The organism is Borrelia maritima (assembly GCF_008931845.1).
Taxonomy (GTDB): Bacteria; Spirochaetota; Spirochaetia; order Borreliales; family Borreliaceae; genus Borreliella; species Borreliella maritima.
The window spans coordinates 870,313-888,064 of record NZ_CP044535.1 but is presented as its reverse complement, the minus strand read 5'-3'; the positions used below and the strand labels follow the sequence as shown (position 1 = coordinate 888,064).

Here is a 17,752-nt window from a genome sequence, read left to right as displayed (position 1 = left end):
TACACCTCTCTTTTATTTATTGCGAGTCATACTAATTTTGCCACTAATCTCTTTTATTTTATCTCTTAAAACAATTGCATCTTCAAATCTTTCATCATTAACAGCTTCTTCTAGCTCAAATTTAAGCTTATCAATAAGCTTTTTTTTAGACAATCTCCCCCCAAAAATAATTTTTTCAAAGTCATAGCTAATATTTTTATTTTTATTATTAAGCTCTTTTTCTAAAATATTTTGAATCTTCTTAACAATTGTCTTGGGAGTAATATTATTTTTTTTATTATAATCGATCTGAATTTGACGTCTTCTATTAGTCTCCTCAATTGCCTCCTGCATAGCCACACTTATTTTGTCGTAATACATTATTACAAGTCCATTAGAATTTCTAGCAGCCCTACCAATTGTTTGTATTAATGAAGTAGTAGATCTTAAAAATCCAACTTTATCGGCATCTAGTATTGCAACAAGAGATACTTCTGGAATATCTAAACCCTCTCTAAGCAGGTTAATGCCAACAATAACATCAATTTCAGATTTTCTAAGCAATGAAATAACTTCTACTCTTTCAAGAGTGTCAAGTTCTGAATGTAAATATTTTGCTTTTACCCCAAGACTTGCTAAATATTCAGTTAAATCCTCAGACATTTTTTTTGTCAAAGTAGTAATTAAAACTCGCTCTTTAAGAGCTACTCTTTTTTGAATCTCACTATAAAGATCTTCCATTTGTCCATAAGAATGCCTGGTAATAATTTCTGGATCAACAAGGCCTGTGGGACGAATTATTTGATCAACAACCACGCTACTCTTTTCACTCTCTTCAAGGCCTGGAGTTGCAGACACAAACACAACCTGATTAATTAATGTGTCAAATTCATCATATTTAAGAGGCCTATTTTCAAGCGCTGCAGGAAGTCTAAATCCAAAGTTAACAAGATTTAATTTTCTAGAATGATCTCCATTATACATCCCCCTAAATTGTGGCAATGTAACGTGAGATTCATCTACAAATAATAAGTAATCTTTCGGGAAAAAGTCAAAAAGACAATAAGGTCTCTCCATTGTACTTCCACTCAAAAAATATTTAGAATAATTTTCAATGCCTGAACAAAATCCCGTTTCTCTAAGCATTTCCAAATCATACTCTACCCTCTGTCTAAGTCTCTCGGCCTCTACAAGCCTGCCATTATTTTTAAAATATTGACATTGAAGATCTAAATCATGAGATATCTTAGGGATTGCCTCCAATACGTTGTTATAAGGAATTACAAAATAAGATTTAGCAAAAAGAGTAAAACTATTTGTAGCTCCTAAATTTTTTTTAGAAAATGAACTAATTCTGTATATTTTAACAATTTCATCAAAATCCAAACAAATTCGATACGCAAATTCTCCGTGCTCACTGCTAGGCCAAATTTCAATAATATCTCCCTTAATCGAAAATTTATCTCTTTCTAGATTCATTAAAGTTCTCTCATAATAAAGCTCTACAAAAATATCTGATATTTCTTTAATGGAAATTTTTTGGCCTACAAAAAATTCTCGCGCTGATTTTTTGAAAAAATCTGGAGACCCAAGAGCATAAATTGAAGATACCGTTGCAACAACAATGACATCTCGTCTTTTAGCAAGAGACGTTACAGTCCTTATTCGCTTTATTTCTATCTCAGCATTAATAGTAGCTTCTTTTTCAATAAATAAATCCTTTGAAGGAACATATGATTCGGGCTGGTAGTAATCATAATAAGAAACAAAATATTCAACAGCATTGTTTGGGAAAAAATCTTTAAACTCCCTATAAAGTTGCGCTGCTAATGTTTTATTATGACTGACAACTAAAGCAGGCCTATTTAGGTCTTTAATTATATTTGCAATTGTAAAAGTTTTTCCACTCCCTGTAACGCCTTTTAATGTTTGATACTTATTCCCAAGCAAAATAGAATTTTTAATCTCTTTTATTGCTTTTGGTTGATCACCAGCAGGAAGATATTCCGACTTCAAAAAAAAATCTATCATTAATTTAACGACCAAAATTTAATACGCATTCTTATAAAATATCTAATAATAAATTCTATATCAAGTATATAATTCATTATAAATCAATATAATTTAATTAATCTTTGTTTGAAAAAATAAAAGGATAACTCATGCAAAAAATCGACGCCAAAAAAAAATTGGAAAATTACATTCTTCTAGAAGAAGATGTTTATTTTAAAGAAGAAGCAAAAAAAATTCTAAGAACAAATAATTCAACAGAAATTCTAAACAGATTTTACAAAGACTTAGAATTTGGCACTGCTGGTATGAGGGGAATCATTGGAGCTGGAACATGCTACATAAACACGCATAATGTAAAAAAAATAAGCCAAGGAATATCCAACTATGTACTTAAAATCAATAAAAAACCTAAAGTTGCAATAAGTTATGATTCAAGATATTTTTCAAAAGAATTTGCTTACAATGCTGCTCAAATTTTTGCCTCAAATAATTTTGAAACATATATATACAAAAGCCTAAGGCCTACCCCCCAATTGTCTTATACAATAAGAAAATTTGACTGTGATGTTGGAGTTATGATAACAGCAAGTCATAATTCAAAAGAATATAATGGCTATAAAGCATACTGGAAAGGTGGAGTACAAATGATGCCACCTCATGACACATTAATAACTGATGAAATTAAAAAAGTAAAAAACATAATAAATACAATCACCATAAAAGAAGGCATTGAAAAAAAAATCATCAAAGAACTCGGTAATGAAATAGACAAAGAGTATATAAAAACAATAAACAAAGAATTCCCTGATTTTGAAAAGAACAGTAAAAAAACAAACTTAAAAGTAGCCTACACGGCACTACATGGTACCGGAGGGACCATAATAAAAGAACTCTTTGCAAATAGCAAAATACAGCTTTTTTTAGAAAAAAGTCAAATAATGCCAAATCCTGATTTTCCAACAATAAGATATCCTAATCCGGAAAAAAAAACATCAATGCTTAAGGTAATAAAACTTGCAAAAAAAGAAGATTGTGACATTGCATTTGCAACAGATCCAGATGCTGACAGAATAGGGATTGCATTTAAAGACCAAAAGGAATGGATATTATTAAATGGAAATCAAATATCATGCATTTTAATGGACTATATACTCTCAAAAGAAATAAATCCTGAAAATACATTTGTAATATCATCGTTTGTAACAACACCAATGCTAGAAAAAATTGCAAAAAAATATGGTTCTCAAATTTTTAGAACTTACACAGGATTTAAATGGATAGGAAGCTTAATTGATGAATTGGAAAAAAATGAACCAAATAAAAAATTTGCTTTTGCATGCGAAGAAAGTCACGGATACCTAATAGGGGGAAAAGTTAGAGACAAGGATGCATTTTCAGCCATGAAGGGGATTTGCTCTTTAGCGCTTGATTTAAAAGCCAAAAATCAAACAATTAAAAACTATCTTGAAAAGATATACAAAGAATTTGGATATTATGAAGAAATCAATATAGAAAAAAACTTTAAAGGGGCTGATGGAGAAATCCAAAGAGAAGCGCTAATGTTAAAGCTAAGAAAAGAAGAAAAAATGCAATTCGCAGGAATTAAAATAATTGAAAAATTGGACTACAAAACTCTTAAACAGATTAATTTTAAAAAAGAAATTTCAGAAATCAAAGAATATAAATATCCTACAAATGCAATAAAATTTATACTTGAAAACGAAATTGCAATAACCGTAAGACCCTCTGGAACAGAACCAAAAATTAAATTTTACATATCTGTAAAGCTAAAATATAAGGAAAAAGATAAAATATTTGGTATAATAAATGCAATAACTATGGAGATAAACAAATATTAACATAACAGAAAATTTAATAAATTTAGTAGAAATAGATTCAAAAGAAATTGCAAGAAAAAATAAAAATAAAGAAGTTTCAATTTGGCATTTATTAATGTCTATAATTACAACTCCTAAAAAATCTGAAATAAAATTTATAGATACTAAAACTTTAAAAAATATTAAACAAGAAGCTATATTTGAAATAGATAAATTAGAAAAAATTTTAATAGAAAAAAATGAGATAATTATTCCAAAAATCAATAAAGAAATCTTTGCCCTTATAAAAGAAGCTAAAAAGGAATTTAAATATAAATCCTTAATAGGAGCAAAAGAAATTTTTTATCAAATATTAAAAAATAAAAAACTTTTAAAAAAGTACAAACTAAGTAAATCTAGCTTCGACTTTAAAGATCAAAATATTTTAGAGTACATGGAAAAAAATAAAATAAGATTAATTGAAACTTACAAAGAATTTGATGAAGAAATACGACTTGAAAATGAACAATTTGAAATTGGAAAGTATGTCAAAAATTTAACAGCACTTGCAAAAGATAAAAAATTAGACCCTTTGATTGGAAGAGAAGAAGAGATTAAAACTCTTACAAATATACTCTTGAGAAGAAACAAAAATAGCGCAATGCTAATAGGTGAACCTGGTGTAGGAAAAACAGCAATAGTTGAAGGACTTGCCTCAAGTATAGTACAAAAAAAAATAAACAGCAAACTACAAAACAAAACAATTTTAATGCTTCAAGTTTCAAACTTGGTATCGGGAACAAAATATAGGGGTGAGTTTGAAGACCGTTTAAACAATATAATTAAGTATATTGAAAAAAATAAAAACACAATCATATTTATTGATGAAATACACACCCTAATAGGCGCTGGAAACTCCGAAGGAGCTCTTGATGCATCAAATATATTAAAACCATCACTTTCTAAAGCCGAAATACAAATTATTGGCGCAACCACTTACAGTGAATACCGAAAATACATTTCAAAAGACAAAGCATTTGCCAGAAGATTTCAAACAATTACTGTAAGAGAGCCTGATGAAAAAGATACACTAAAAATAATCAAAAATATTGCAAAAAATTTCGAAGACTATCATGGAGTGATCTATGAAAAAAATGCACTTATAAATATAGTAAAACTTTCATCCAAATATCTAATAAATAAAAGATTTCCAGATAAGGCAATAGATATAATAGATATTGCCGGCGCAATTAAAAAGGAAGAACCTACAAAAGACAATATTGTAACATCGAATGATGTACAAAAAGCAATAAATGAAATACTATCTATTAAAACAACAAATAGCATAAAAGAAGAAATTTTAGAACTAAAAGAAATAGAGAGCAAAATCAATCAAAAAGTGATCGGACAAAAAGATGCGGTAGGCGAACTTATTAAAGAAATTATTAAAGTTAAACTTGAACTTAATGATGATTCTAAGCCTTTAACTTCGATACTATTAATAGGAGCAAATGGGTGTGGAAAAACCATTTTGATTGATGAACTATCTAAAAAAATTATCAAGGATCAAAATTCAGTATTAAAATTAGATATGTCAGATTATAAAGAAGAAAGCTCTATTTCAAAATTAATCGGCACAAATCCGGGATACGTGGGTTACTCTGATGGAGGCATCCTAATAAATAAATTAAAACATTCATTTGAAACTTTAATATTGTTTGAAAACATCGAAAATGCCCACACCTCTATATTAAACCTCATAAGTCAAATGCTTGAAAATGGAGAACTTATTGATAGCAAAGAAGATAAAATACTATTTAAAAACACAATTATAATAATGACTACAAACGTTGGATCTAAAATGCTTCTTGGAGAAAATAATATTGGATTTAATAAAAATCAACAAAAAAGTCCAGAAACAGAAACCCTTAAAAAAGAAATAAAACAAGATCTTGAAAAAAGATTTAAGCTATCCCTTTTAGACAGAATTCAAAAAAAAATCATCCTAAATGTCCTTACAAAGGACAATATAGAAGAAATTTGCAAAAACTACTTAAATGCTCTTAAGACAAAATTTAACTCTAAAGGAATTGAAATAGAAATAAAAAAAGATATTAACAAATTTATAGCTACAAAATACTATAAAAAAAATTCAGGAGCAAGAAGCGTAATTGCTGCAATAAAAGAAAAAATAGAAGAAAATATTATCACCAAAATATCTGAAAATCAAAACATAAATAAAATAACAATTTATTTAGAAAAAGAAACCATAATAGCAGAATAAAGGAGAATTACAATATTCAATATGTTTAAAAAAGTAGAAACCAAGACAAATTTTCCCAAAATAGAAGAAAAAATATTAAAATTTTGGAATGACAATAAGATCTTTGAAAAATCAATGGAACAAAGAAAAGGATGTGAAGAATTTACATTTTATGACGGACCGCCTTTTGCAACAGGACTTCCCCATTTCGGACATTTTGTTCCAAACACAATAAAAGACATAATTCCAAGATACCAAACAATGCAAGGTAAATATGTTAAAAGAAATTTTGGGTGGGATACTCATGGGCTACCCGTTGAATACGAAGTAGAAAAAAAATTGGGAATTTCTGGTAAATATGAAATAGAAAATTATGGTATTGAAAATTTTAACAAAGAATGTAGAAAAATAGTACTTAGATATACAGAAGAATGGAAAAATATAATCTTAAGGCTTGGAAGATGGGTAGATTTTGAAAAAGGCTACAAAACCATGGATATAAGCTTCATGGAATCTGTGTGGTGGGTATTTAAAAATCTTTATAACAAAGGTTTAATATACGAAAGTTATTATGTACTACCTTATTCCCCAAAGCTTGCAACTCCGCTTTCAAACTTCGAAGTGAATCTTGGAGAATATAAAGAAGTTAATGATCCATCATTAACAATAAAATTCAAAATAAAAGATAAAAACGAATATCTACTAGCATGGACAACCACCCCTTGGACATTGCCCTCAAACCTTGGAATTGCAGTAGGACAAGAAATAGAATATTCCAAAATTTTCGACAAAAAAAGAGAAGAGATTTTAATACTTGGATCAAAAAAGATTAATAGCTATTATAATGATGAGAATTCATATACCATTATAGAAAAATTTAAAGGAAGCAAACTTGAAAGCATAGAATATGAACCTATTTTTAACTACTTTTTAGAACAAAAAGATAAAGGAGCTTTTAAAGTCCATACAGCCGATTATATTACAACTGACGACGGAACAGGAATTGTTCATATTGCTCCCTACGGAGAAGAAGACTACAAAATACTTAAAAATAATACAAATGTCGATATAATAGATCCCTTAGATGCTGAATGTAAATTTACAAATCAGGTGAAAGATTTTAAAGGGCTTTATGTAAAAGATGCTGATAAAAAAATAATAGAAAACTTAAAATTGCGCAATTTTTTATTCAAAAGAGAAAATTATCTGCACAGATATCCATTTTGCTACAGAACAAACTGCCCAATTATTTACAGACCAATAAGCTCGTGGTTTGTAAATGTAGAAAAAATAAAAACCAGGCTTTTAGAAATAAATGAAAAAATTAATTGGATGCCAGCTCATTTAAAAAAAGGAAGATTTGGAAAATGGCTAGAAAATGCAAAAGATTGGGCAATAAGCAGAAACAGATTTTGGGGAAATCCAATTCCAATTTGGATATGCTCAAAAACAGGAAAAAAAATTTGCGTTGGATCAAAAAAAGAGCTTGAAGAACTATCTGGTCAAAAAATCGAAGACTTACACAAAGATGAAGTAGATAAAATAACCTGGCCAAGCAAAGACGGTGGCACATTTATCAGAACAAGCGAAGTTCTAGATTGTTGGTTTGAATCTGGAGCAATGCCTTACGCAAGCAATCATTATCCATTCACAAACGAAAGTAATTTTAAAAATGTATTTCCTGCTGACTTTATTGCAGAAGGTTTAGATCAAACAAGAGGTTGGTTTTACACTCTTACAATTCTAGGAACTTCTCTTTTTGAAAACACAGCATTTAAAAACGTCATTGTCAATGGACTTGTGCTTTCAAGCGATGGAAGAAAAATGTCAAAATCCTTTAAAAATTATACAGACCCAATGGAAGTAATAAACACCTTTGGAGCTGATGCCTTAAGACTTTATTTAATAATGAGTCCTGTAGTCAAAGCTGATGATCTAAAATATAGCGACAATGGAGTAAGAGACGTTCTTAAAAATATAATAATACCTATTTGGAATGCTTACTCCTTTTTCACAACTTATGCAATAATTGATAAATTTAAACCTCCAAAAAATCTCAGCTTAATTAAAAATAATAACCTTGACAAATGGATCATAAGCGAACTTGAAAGTCTAAAAAAAATACTAAATATAGAAATAGATAAATACAATTTAACAAAATCAATAGAATCTTTACTTGAATTTATAGATAAATTAAATAATTGGTATATAAGAAGATCAAGAAGAAGATTTTGGAAATCAGAAAATGATAAAGACAAAAATGATGCCTACGAAACATTATATTATGCAATCAAAACCTTAATGATTTTACTTGCACCCTTTATTCCATTTATAACAGAAGAAATTTATCAAAATTTAAAAACCGATGAAGATAAACAATCAATACACCTGAACGATTATCCAAAAGCAAATGAAAATTTCATCAACAAAACAATCGAAGAGAAAATAAATCTTGCAAGAAAAATAACTTCAATGGCAAGATCACTCAGATCATTGCATAATATAAAAATACGAATGCCTATTAGTACAATATATATTGTTACAAAAAATCAAAATGAACAAAATATGTTAATAGAAATGCAAGAAATAATATTAGATGAAATAAATGCAAAAGAAATGAAAATAAAATCTAACGAAGAGGAGCTTATAACTTACAAAGCAAAAGCAAACTTTAAAGAACTTGGCAAAAAGCTTGGAAAAGATATGAAAACGGTGTCTACCGAAATTAGCAAGCTAAAAAATGAAGACATAATAAAAATAATAAATGGAATGCCTTACGAAGTAAAAGTAGCTAACACAAAGCATTATTTATCATTAAATGATATAATATTAGAGAGAGAAGAAAAAGAAAACTTGAAAGTAATAAATGAAGAATCTATTACAATAGGAATAGACTCACTAATCACTAAAGAATTGCACTTAGAGGGACTTACAAGAGAATTAGTAAGACAAATCCAAAATTTAAGAAAGGAAAAAAATTTGGATGTTAGTGATAGAATAAACTTATATATAGAAAGTAATGCAACATTGAAAGAAATGCTAAATAAATTTGAAAAATATATTAAAACCGAAACATTAGCCTTAAATATCATATCAAGTAAAAGTAAGCTAGAAAAAAAAATAAACCTTGACGATGAAACATGTACAATAATAGGAATTGAAAAATGTTAAAAATGTTAACAAAAATAATTACTATTTCATGCCTCATAACAGGATGTGCTAGTCTACCTTACAATCCTCCAAAACAAAATATAAATTACTTAATGGAACTTTTGCCTGACGCAAATTTATATGCACATGTAAATTTAATTAAAAACAGATCTATTTACAACTCTTTAAGCCCTAAATATAAGTCTGCTTTAAGACTTATAAGCGATTTATACTTCAGCTATAAAAAAGAAAATAACGACTTTGCCCTACTAGTAATGGGGAATTTCCCAAAAGATATTTTTTGGGGAATTCATAAAAACAGAAATGTAGAATCAATAGGCAATATACTTACAAATCCAAAATGGAAACTTAAAAATTCAAACATATACATTACCCCAAACAAAGCTAGAACTAACATTACAATAAACCAAAAAGATCAAACCTTAAAAGACAATAACATACTAACAACAAAATACATTGAGGAATTAGAAAAAAATGAAATGTTTTTTTTGATTCAAGATGCAACATTACTACTCCCAAACCAAATGGTAAATAGCAAAAATTTAATCCCCTTTAGCAATGGAACTATGTCTGTAAACAGCCTAAATCAAACCGAATATATTTTTAAATCCCTGATTAAAACAAATAACCCTTCAATACTAAAAATATTGTCAAAAAAGTTAATTCCAACTATCTTGGCAAGCACAACTAATCTCGCAATATCAAGCCAAATAAAGGCCACAATAAAAGATCAAAATACAGTAGAAATAGAATTTAATATTCAAAAATCTAGTGTTGAAAACTTTATAGCAAAACTAGCTTCAAATATTCAAACCTAAAATTTTTATCACCCAACTAAAAAAGAGGTCTTAATTTTGATTTTTGCAAGTAAAATAATTGTACAAAGCTCCAATTTTACCAGATTCATTATTAAACTTAGTTGTCTCAAGTGCTACAAGATCTTTCATATTTCTATTATTATTAAAAGCCATTTCTAAAGACCATAAATTTTCTAATTTTTCATATATTCTATCTATTAAATCGGGCCTTGCGCTTATTCCTCCTCCAATTAAAATTTTTTCAGGATTTAAAATAAAAGTTAAATTAAAAATACCAAACGATAAACTTTCAAAAAATCTGTCAACTTCATTTTTAGCATGAATATTACCATTCTCAGCAAGATCAAAAACAAATTCTCCTGAAATCTCTTTCAAAGACTTGCCTAATCGCATAGCAACTCTTTTTCTTAAGGCCGAAACAGAAGAAATAGATTCCCATCTGCAATTAAAAGGAATATTATTACTAATACCTCTAGTAATCATAAATCCAACCTCTCCAGACATAAATGAACTTCCTTTTAAAAGTTTGCCATTTGTAAAAATTCCAGCGCCAATTCCTGTGCCGAGAGTTATAGCAATAAAATCATTAGAGTCAATAGCATTGCCCTTAAATTTTTCTGCTAAGGCTACACAATTAGCATCATTTTCAATCTCTGTACTTACTCCGGTTAAAGATTCTAATCTCTCTTTTAGGGGATAATTAACAAACCCCGAAATAGCATTTGCTCTTATTACATTTCCCTTGAGATCAACAAACCCAGGAATACAAATTGCAACCCCCGCTATATCGCTTGATTCTTTGTAGGAATTAATAAGCTTAGCTAAAATATTTACTTGTTCATCAGAAGTAACACCTGTGCTTATTTCATTTTTATCAAAAAAAACACCGCCTGAATCTGCAAGCGAATATTTAGTACTAGTCCCGCCAACATCAATTGCTAAATAACGTTTCATATTTACCCTCAAAGGCTAATTGTACATAAATGATCACAAATTTTCCATAGCAATATAAGAAATCTTAGAAATCTTGTTTATAACTATTTGTGTTTTAATCATTTCCTTTAAATAAGAAACATGAGAAATGATGCCAATTTGTCGTCCCGTCATCATTTGAAACTTAGAAAGCTTAGGCATAACTTGAGCTAAAGTATCTTCATCAAGATTGCCAAAACCTTCATCTAGAAAAAAAGCTTCTATTTTTAAATCACTATCCCTTATTTTATCAGATAAAGCTAACGATAAAGCTAAAGATACAAGAAATTTTTCACCCCCTGACAAAGTTTTTACCGTCCTTATTTTATTAACATCTTTTTTATCTTCAATTAAAAAATCAAACTCTTTGCTATCTTTGTTAGTTTTAAGCTCAAAATCAGGGAAAATCCACCTTAAATACTTCTCATTTGCCAGCCTTAAAATATCATTAATTAAAAAAGTTTGAACATAATATTTCAATCCAGAAGATCTAATAACTACCTTTCTTAAAATATCTAGTTTATCTTTCCTTTCTTTAGCAAGATTTAATTCCGATCTTAACGTGTCTAAATTAATTTTTTGTTGATCAATCTTTTTTTGAAGCGTTTGAAAATTTAAAAGCTTTATTTTATACCTTTCGATATCTCCGGATAAAAATTCAAGCTTAGAGCTAATTGATAAACTCAATTTTTGCAAGAAATGTAAACTATTCTTATTTATTTGTTCTAAAACAGTTTTTGATTCAAGAGAAAATAATGAGCTAAAAGAAACACTTCCTAAATTTGAGACTATATTAATAAAATTATTTTGTTCTTCGTTCAATCTCTCTTTTAAAGCCAATATAGATTTCTTTAAAAATTTAATTTGAGTTTCAGTTTTGATTTTTAAATCTTTTAAATTTTTAAGATTTAAAATAAGCTCAGTCCATTTATTTTCTACACTTTCTTGCCTAGTCAAAATAACATTAAATTCTCTTTCTAAAGAGGAATAATCGTTAAAACTTAAATTTAAATTAAGTTTTAATAATAAACTTTTAATCTGCACAAGATTTTTATCAAAATTTCGATTTTTAAAAGAAATCAAAATTTTTAAATCTTTTTTTCTAGCCTTAAATTGTTCAAGCTTTTCTAATTTATTTTCAAATGCTAAAATTTTTTTTCTGTCAAAATAATTTATGTACCTATCAAATAAATTTTTTCCAAGTAATCTTAAAATTTCAGCATTGTTCTTTTCAAACTCTAAAGCATTAATCTCTTGTTTAGAGATTTCTTCTTGCCTGCAGGACAAATGATATTTAAGCTCATCAATTTGATTTTGTATTAAATGAAGTTTCGAATTTAAAACATAGAGCTCTTTCAACTTACAAGCCGATAATTTATCTTTACGCTGATAATTTTTATATTCAACCTCGATATATTTTAGCTTTTCTTTATCACTTTCAATAGAACAATTTTTATCATAAAGATATTTTAATAACTCTTTATACAAATCAATCTTAACAGTATTTTTTTCCTTATTTTTATTAAAATCTTTTTTATTGGCAGATTTCAATAAAAATTCCAACCTATCTCTATATTTTGAAATTAACTCATCGTTAAAAGTTTGAAATAATTTTAATGCTTCATAATAAACATATTTATCAAAATCGAAATTAGATTTCTCAGAAGAAATACTTTTAAGCTCATCATTTTTTTTACTTTGAAACTTCAATAATTCTCTTTTTTCATCTTCAAGACTGTTCTTCTTTAAAAGTAAACTTTGATAATCATTCTCAATCAATCTCGAATCAAAAATATTGCAATTTTTATTATAAAGGTCCTTAACATAATTAAAATTAAAATCATTGCTACATAAATCTTTAATTTCTTTTAAATTATTCATCACTTTTGAAAGTTCTAAATCAAGTAATTTGACGTCATTAAGTAATTCACCTTGCATAGTAACAAGATTCTTCAAATTCCAGAAATCCGAACACAAATAAATTTTTCGATCCAAATACAAATTTTCTTTTAATTTCTTTTGAAGAGAATAGTCCATCTCTAAAGAATTTTGACATTCAATCTGGTAAGATAATTGATCCTCTAAAGAAGAGATTTCAATTTTCAGTCCTAAATATTTCTCATTAGAAGCAATGGCTTGACTGCACAAAGAAATGGCATTTCTAATATTTCCAAGATCAATTTCTAATTGACCAATATCAACTAAATCCAAATAATCCTTAAGAGATTTATACTCTCTCTCGTCATAATCAAGGATTGATTTTTCATAAGATTCAGAATTTAATAGCTTATCTATACTAAACTTTGTACGCTCAAAATCACTTTTTAAATAAAATTCCAAATTATCATATTTCTGTAAATTAAAAATATTATCAATTATTGCAGTCTTCTCCTTAGGAGTTGATGTTAAAAATTCTTGAAAATTACCCTGTGGCAAAATTACAGTTTGACAAAATTGATTAAAGTCTAATCTACAAAGGCTTTTAATATGATCCAAAACATCAGCTCGTCCCTCAATAATCCTATTGTCAAAAAAACAATTAAGCAACATACTTTTGGGAGTCTCTATATTTTTTACATTAAGCTCAATAAAAGATTCATAAATTTTCCCAGAAATAGTAAAGGTTAATTTAACATAAGCATTAGTCTCACCTTTTGATATAATATCTACAATTTTTTTACCAAGTCTATAAACACGAGCATATAGCGCTAAAGTTATGCAGTCTAAAATAGTACTTTTGCCTGATCCAGTATTACCAGAAATTAAAAAAATACCTGATCGTCTTAAAAGAAGAGTATCGAAATTTAATTCATGTTCGCCTTTATAAGAAGCAATATTTTTGAATATGAGCCTATTTATCCTCATATTCACCCAAATATCCTTTAGCTAAAACCTCGCTAAAAAGAGAAATAAGCTCTTCTTCCTTAAATTTAATATCTTTAATAACCCCAGTCTCAAAATCTCGTTTCAATTTTTTTTCAAAAAAATATTTCTCATCCATTTCAAGCACTTCAATCTCTCCAATAAAGCTAGAATCATCTTGTAAATTCTGACTTGAGAGCAAAGAATAAGAAATAGAAGCTAAATTCATAAAATTAAGTCTTACTAAATCATAAATGATCTCCTCAGCGCTAGTGTCAACTGCTTCATTTAGTTCAATTTTCAAATAAATAGTAAAAGACTCTTCTTTTTTGACATTGGCTAAAAAATCAAGAACTTCATTCAAAGAACCTTTAACAAAGATTAATTTATTAAAAACTGGAACCGGAAAAGCTTCTTGCAAGATTAGTTTATTATCATTAAAATGCAAAACATTTATATATTTATCAGGGGTCTCATTAAATGAATATTGCATAGGAGATCCTGAATAAACAATATTATCACTTAACTTAATGAATTTATGAATATGCCCAAGAGCAACATAAGAAAAACCATTTCCAAAAACATTAAATGGGATAATATAACTGCCCCCCAAGGTATCAATCTTTTTACTGCTGCCAAAAAAAGAATGCGCCATCAATATTCTAGGTATGCCTTTATAATTGTTTTCTAAAAAATTAGATAAATTTGATATCTTTTCTCTATAAGCATTTTCTAAATTTTCAAGAAATAGCTTCCCGGAAGACTGATCTTCTGATCCAAAAATATTATCAAAATTTTGCCCTAAAATAAGTCTTTCATTTATATGCGGAAGACAAGCAACAATAAACTCAAGATTTCCATTGTCTTTTAAGAAAACTATCTGCTCATCAGAATCATATTCTGTTATTAAAAAAAAATTAAACCTTGAAAGAAGTTTTTTATTTATATTTAAATAATCCTTTTTGTCATGATTTCCGGAAATAACTACACACCATTTACAAGGAGTAAAAGAAAGCTCGTAAAAAAAATTATTTACCAATCTTTGCTCTTCAAATCCAGGCCTCTTAGAGTCATAAACATCCCCAGCAACAAGTAAAAGATCTATCTTTTCTTTTTTAATAAATTCTAAAAGAAAAGATAGAAAATTTTCTTGCTGCTTAAGTATTGAAAAATTTTCAATTTTTTTACCAATATGCCAATCTGAAGTATGCAAAATTTTATAATTGCTCACAAAATACTCTCATTTTTTTTAATTCTTAAATTATATTTATATATTATAATACAATATATAAATATAAGGAATTTATGCAAAATAAAAAATTAATAATAGTTGAATCACCAACAAAAGCCAAAACAATAAAAAAGTTTCTTGATGAATCATTCTTAGTAGAAGCATGCATTGGACATATAGTAGATCTACCAAACAATGCAAAAGAAATTCCCAAAGAATATAAAAAATACGAATGGGCAAATATTTCTATAGATTATAACAATGGATTTAATCCAATTTACATTATTCCTAGCAATAAAAAACAAATTGTATCAAAACTAAAAAAATTGGTAAAAACAATAAATGAAATATATCTTGCAACGGACCAAGACAGAGAAGGAGAAACTATAGCATTTCATTTAAAAGAAGTATTAAAAATTACAAATTACAAACGTATGATATTTCATGAAATCACAAAAACTGCAATAACTGAATCGCTAAAAAATACTAGAAACATAGACATGAATCTTGTTAATGCTGGGGAAGCTCGAAGAATATTAGACCGATTATATGGATATACCATCTCTCCCCTACTTTGGAAAAAAGTAGCTTACGGACTTTCTGCTGGTCGAGTACAATCTGTTGGGCTAAAATTATTAATAGAAAAAGAAAAAACCAGAATAAATTTTAAAAAGGCTAATTATTATTCAATTTTACTTCAATGCAAACACGATAAAAAAGATTTGCTGCTTGAAACAAAGTTAGAAGAAATTGATGGCAAGAATATAGCAGAGGGTAAAGATTTTGTAAATGAAACTGGAAAACTTAAAAATAGCGACAAAACAATAATAATGACCCAAGATTTAATGATCGAGCTTGGAAAAGAATTAGAAAATGGACAAAAAATTGAATTAATTTCAATAGAAACTAAAAAAATAAAAATACCTCCTCCAAAGCCATTTACTACATCCTCACTTCAACAAGAAATAAATAAACGCCTTAAAATTGGAACAAAGCAAATCATGCAACACGCTCAAAAACTTTATGAACACGGGTATATTACGTATATGAGAACAGATTCTCACAATATTGCTAAAATTGCCAGAGACAAAATAACAAAAATAATAAAAAATAAATATGGAAAAGAGTATATAGAAACAAAAGATAGAATTTATGAAAAAGAAAAAATGGCTCAAAATGCACATGAAGCGATAAGGCCTTCTGAAATGTTTATTCCAAACGAAAATATAGAAATAGAAAGTAAAACCGCTAAAGAAATTTACAAAATAATATGGGACAGAACCATTATTTCTGGAATGAAAGACGCAATAAAGGAGAATATAAAATTGACTTTTAAGTATAAAAACTTAATTTTCAAATCAAGTTTTACAAAAATAATTTTTGATGGATTTCTTAAGCATACTCAAGAAACAGATGAACATCTTGATATAAACTTTGACTTAATAAAAAAAAGAGATATGTTTTCTATAGTTAAAATGAAAACAAACGAACACGAAACAAAAGCTCCATTTAGATATACAGAAGCGTCTCTTGTGCAAAAAATGGAAAAAGAAGGAATAGGTCGTCCTTCAACCTACGCTACAATTATATCAACACTTTTAGAAAGAGAATATGCATTCAAACTTAACAATACGCTAATACCAACTATAAAAGGAGCTGCCGTAATGAATCTTCTTGAGAAATATTTCCCAGTCCTAATTGAACTAAATTTCACCTCTAATATGGAAGAAAAATTAGATAAAATAGCAATAGGAAAGCTAGATAAAATAAAATATCTAAGTAAATTCTATAATGGCAAAAAAGGACTAAAAGATACAGTAATGCAACTAGAGCCTAAAATTGATTCTTCTGAATTTAGAACTGTTATTGAAAGTCAAAACATAGAAAATAAAGATAATAGCATTAATTACACAATAAACATTGGCAAATATGGACCTTATTTAACATTCAAAGGGCATAATTACTCAATTAACACAACAACCCCATTAGAAAATTTGTACAAAAAAGATGAAATAGAAAAAATAGTAAATGAAAAAGATCTAAAACCAAATATACTTGGTATTGATCCTTTAACAGGACTTAATGTAATCTTCAAAAATACAATTTATGGGAACATTGTACAACTTGGGGAAGACACTTATGCTCCTCAAGAATATACAAAAAAAGGAAAACCTAAAAAATTAAAAATAATAAAAGCAAAAAAAGCATCAACTAAAAATATTGTCCCCGAAAACATAACATTAGAGCTTGCTTTAAAACTACTCTCACTGCCAAAACCGATTGGCAAACATCCTCAAACTAATGAACAAATCATTGCTGCAACCGGTGTTTTTGGAGATTATATTAAAACTGAAAGCGGAAGTATTGCTTGCTCTCTAAAAAAAGATTTAAAAGCATATGACATAACACTAGAGAAAGCTATTAGCTTGCTTGACGAAAGAGTTAATAAAGTAGGCATAATCGTTAAAACAATCACATTTTCTAAAAACAAAATCGGCAATAAAATATATATTTACAAAAAAAACGACAAATTTTATGCTAAAATTAAAAGAAGGAAGATTGATTTACCTGGTAACGTTAATCTTGATGAAATAAATGAAAAATATGTGTTCAGTTTATTGTAAAT

The 17,752-nt window shown here is 27.8% G+C and carries 9 protein-coding genes; 5 read left to right on the top strand and 4 right to left on the bottom strand.

The features are described from left to right. Positions 1-12: 12 nt before the first annotated feature. The gene (uvrB, locus tag DB723_RS04215) at positions 13-2,010 is read right to left on the bottom strand and encodes an excinuclease ABC subunit UvrB (protein WP_151552860.1); all 1,998 of its coding nucleotides are present in this window, start codon (positions 2,008-2,010) and stop codon (positions 13-15) included. Positions 2,011-2,141: 131 nt separating this feature from the next. Between uvrB and DB723_RS04210 the strand changes: the two genes are divergently transcribed. The 4 genes from DB723_RS04210 (at position 2,142) to DB723_RS04195 (ending at position 10,061) form a co-directional block, all read left to right on the top strand. Further along, positions 2,142-3,851: a phospho-sugar mutase gene (locus DB723_RS04210; protein ID WP_151552854.1), complete on the top strand. Its 1,710-nt coding sequence runs from the start codon at positions 2,142-2,144 to the stop codon at positions 3,849-3,851. A 94-nt stretch (positions 3,852-3,945) separates the two neighbouring features. Further along, positions 3,946-6,093, top strand: a complete 2,148-nt coding sequence (locus DB723_RS04205; protein WP_228459392.1) for an AAA family ATPase — start codon at positions 3,946-3,948, stop codon at positions 6,091-6,093. A 21-nt stretch (positions 6,094-6,114) separates the two neighbouring features. Then, the gene (gene ileS / locus DB723_RS04200) at positions 6,115-9,243 is read left to right on the top strand and encodes an isoleucine--tRNA ligase (protein WP_151552850.1); all 3,129 of its coding nucleotides are present in this window, start codon (positions 6,115-6,117) and stop codon (positions 9,241-9,243) included. Further along, positions 9,237-10,061, top strand: a complete 825-nt coding sequence (locus DB723_RS04195) for a hypothetical protein (protein WP_151552848.1) — start codon at positions 9,237-9,239, stop codon at positions 10,059-10,061. The genes ileS and DB723_RS04195 overlap by 7 nt, the downstream gene beginning before the upstream one ends. Positions 10,062-10,091: 30 nt before the next feature. Here DB723_RS04195 and DB723_RS04190 read toward each other — a convergent pair whose 3' ends face one another. Genes DB723_RS04190 through DB723_RS04180 form a run of 3 tightly spaced genes read right to left on the bottom strand, consistent with a single transcriptional unit; the run spans position 10,092 to position 15,126 of the window. Then, entirely contained in the window at positions 10,092-11,015 is a 924-nt protein-coding gene (locus DB723_RS04190) for an ROK family protein (protein ID WP_151552846.1), read from the bottom strand. 33 nt (positions 11,016-11,048) lie between these two features. Continuing rightward, the gene (locus DB723_RS04185) at positions 11,049-13,898 is read right to left on the bottom strand and encodes an AAA family ATPase (protein WP_151552844.1); all 2,850 of its coding nucleotides are present in this window, start codon (positions 13,896-13,898) and stop codon (positions 11,049-11,051) included. Next, positions 13,885-15,126, bottom strand: a complete 1,242-nt coding sequence (locus DB723_RS04180) for an exonuclease SbcCD subunit D (RefSeq protein ID WP_151552842.1) — start codon at positions 15,124-15,126, stop codon at positions 13,885-13,887. Before DB723_RS04180 ends, DB723_RS04185 begins: the two co-directional genes overlap by 14 nt. A gap of 74 nt (positions 15,127-15,200) precedes the next feature. Here DB723_RS04180 and topA point away from each other — a divergent pair, with 74 nt between their 5' ends. Further along, positions 15,201-17,750: a type I DNA topoisomerase gene (gene topA / locus DB723_RS04175; RefSeq protein WP_151552840.1), complete on the top strand. Its 2,550-nt coding sequence runs from the start codon at positions 15,201-15,203 to the stop codon at positions 17,748-17,750. The last annotated feature ends 2 nt before the right edge of the window (positions 17,751-17,752 follow it).

Bases quoted from the DNA above. Each gene is read 5' to 3' on its own strand.
- uvrB (WP_151552860.1), bottom strand. From the start codon at position 2,010: ATGATAGATTTTTTTTTGAAGTCGGAATATCTTCCTGCTGGTGATCAA.
- DB723_RS04210 (WP_151552854.1), top strand. From the start codon at position 2,142: ATGCAAAAAATCGACGCCAAAAAAAAATTGGAAAATTACATTCTTCTA.
- DB723_RS04205 (WP_228459392.1), top strand. From the start codon at position 3,946: ATGTCTATAATTACAACTCCTAAAAAATCTGAAATAAAATTTATAGAT.
- ileS (WP_151552850.1), top strand. From the start codon at position 6,115: ATGTTTAAAAAAGTAGAAACCAAGACAAATTTTCCCAAAATAGAAGAA.
- DB723_RS04195 (WP_151552848.1), top strand. From the start codon at position 9,237: ATGTTAAAAATGTTAACAAAAATAATTACTATTTCATGCCTCATAACA.
- DB723_RS04190 (WP_151552846.1), bottom strand. From the start codon at position 11,015: ATGAAACGTTATTTAGCAATTGATGTTGGCGGGACTAGTACTAAATAT.
- DB723_RS04185 (WP_151552844.1), bottom strand. From the start codon at position 13,898: ATGAGGATAAATAGGCTCATATTCAAAAATATTGCTTCTTATAAAGGC.
- topA (WP_151552840.1), top strand. From the start codon at position 15,201: ATGCAAAATAAAAAATTAATAATAGTTGAATCACCAACAAAAGCCAAA.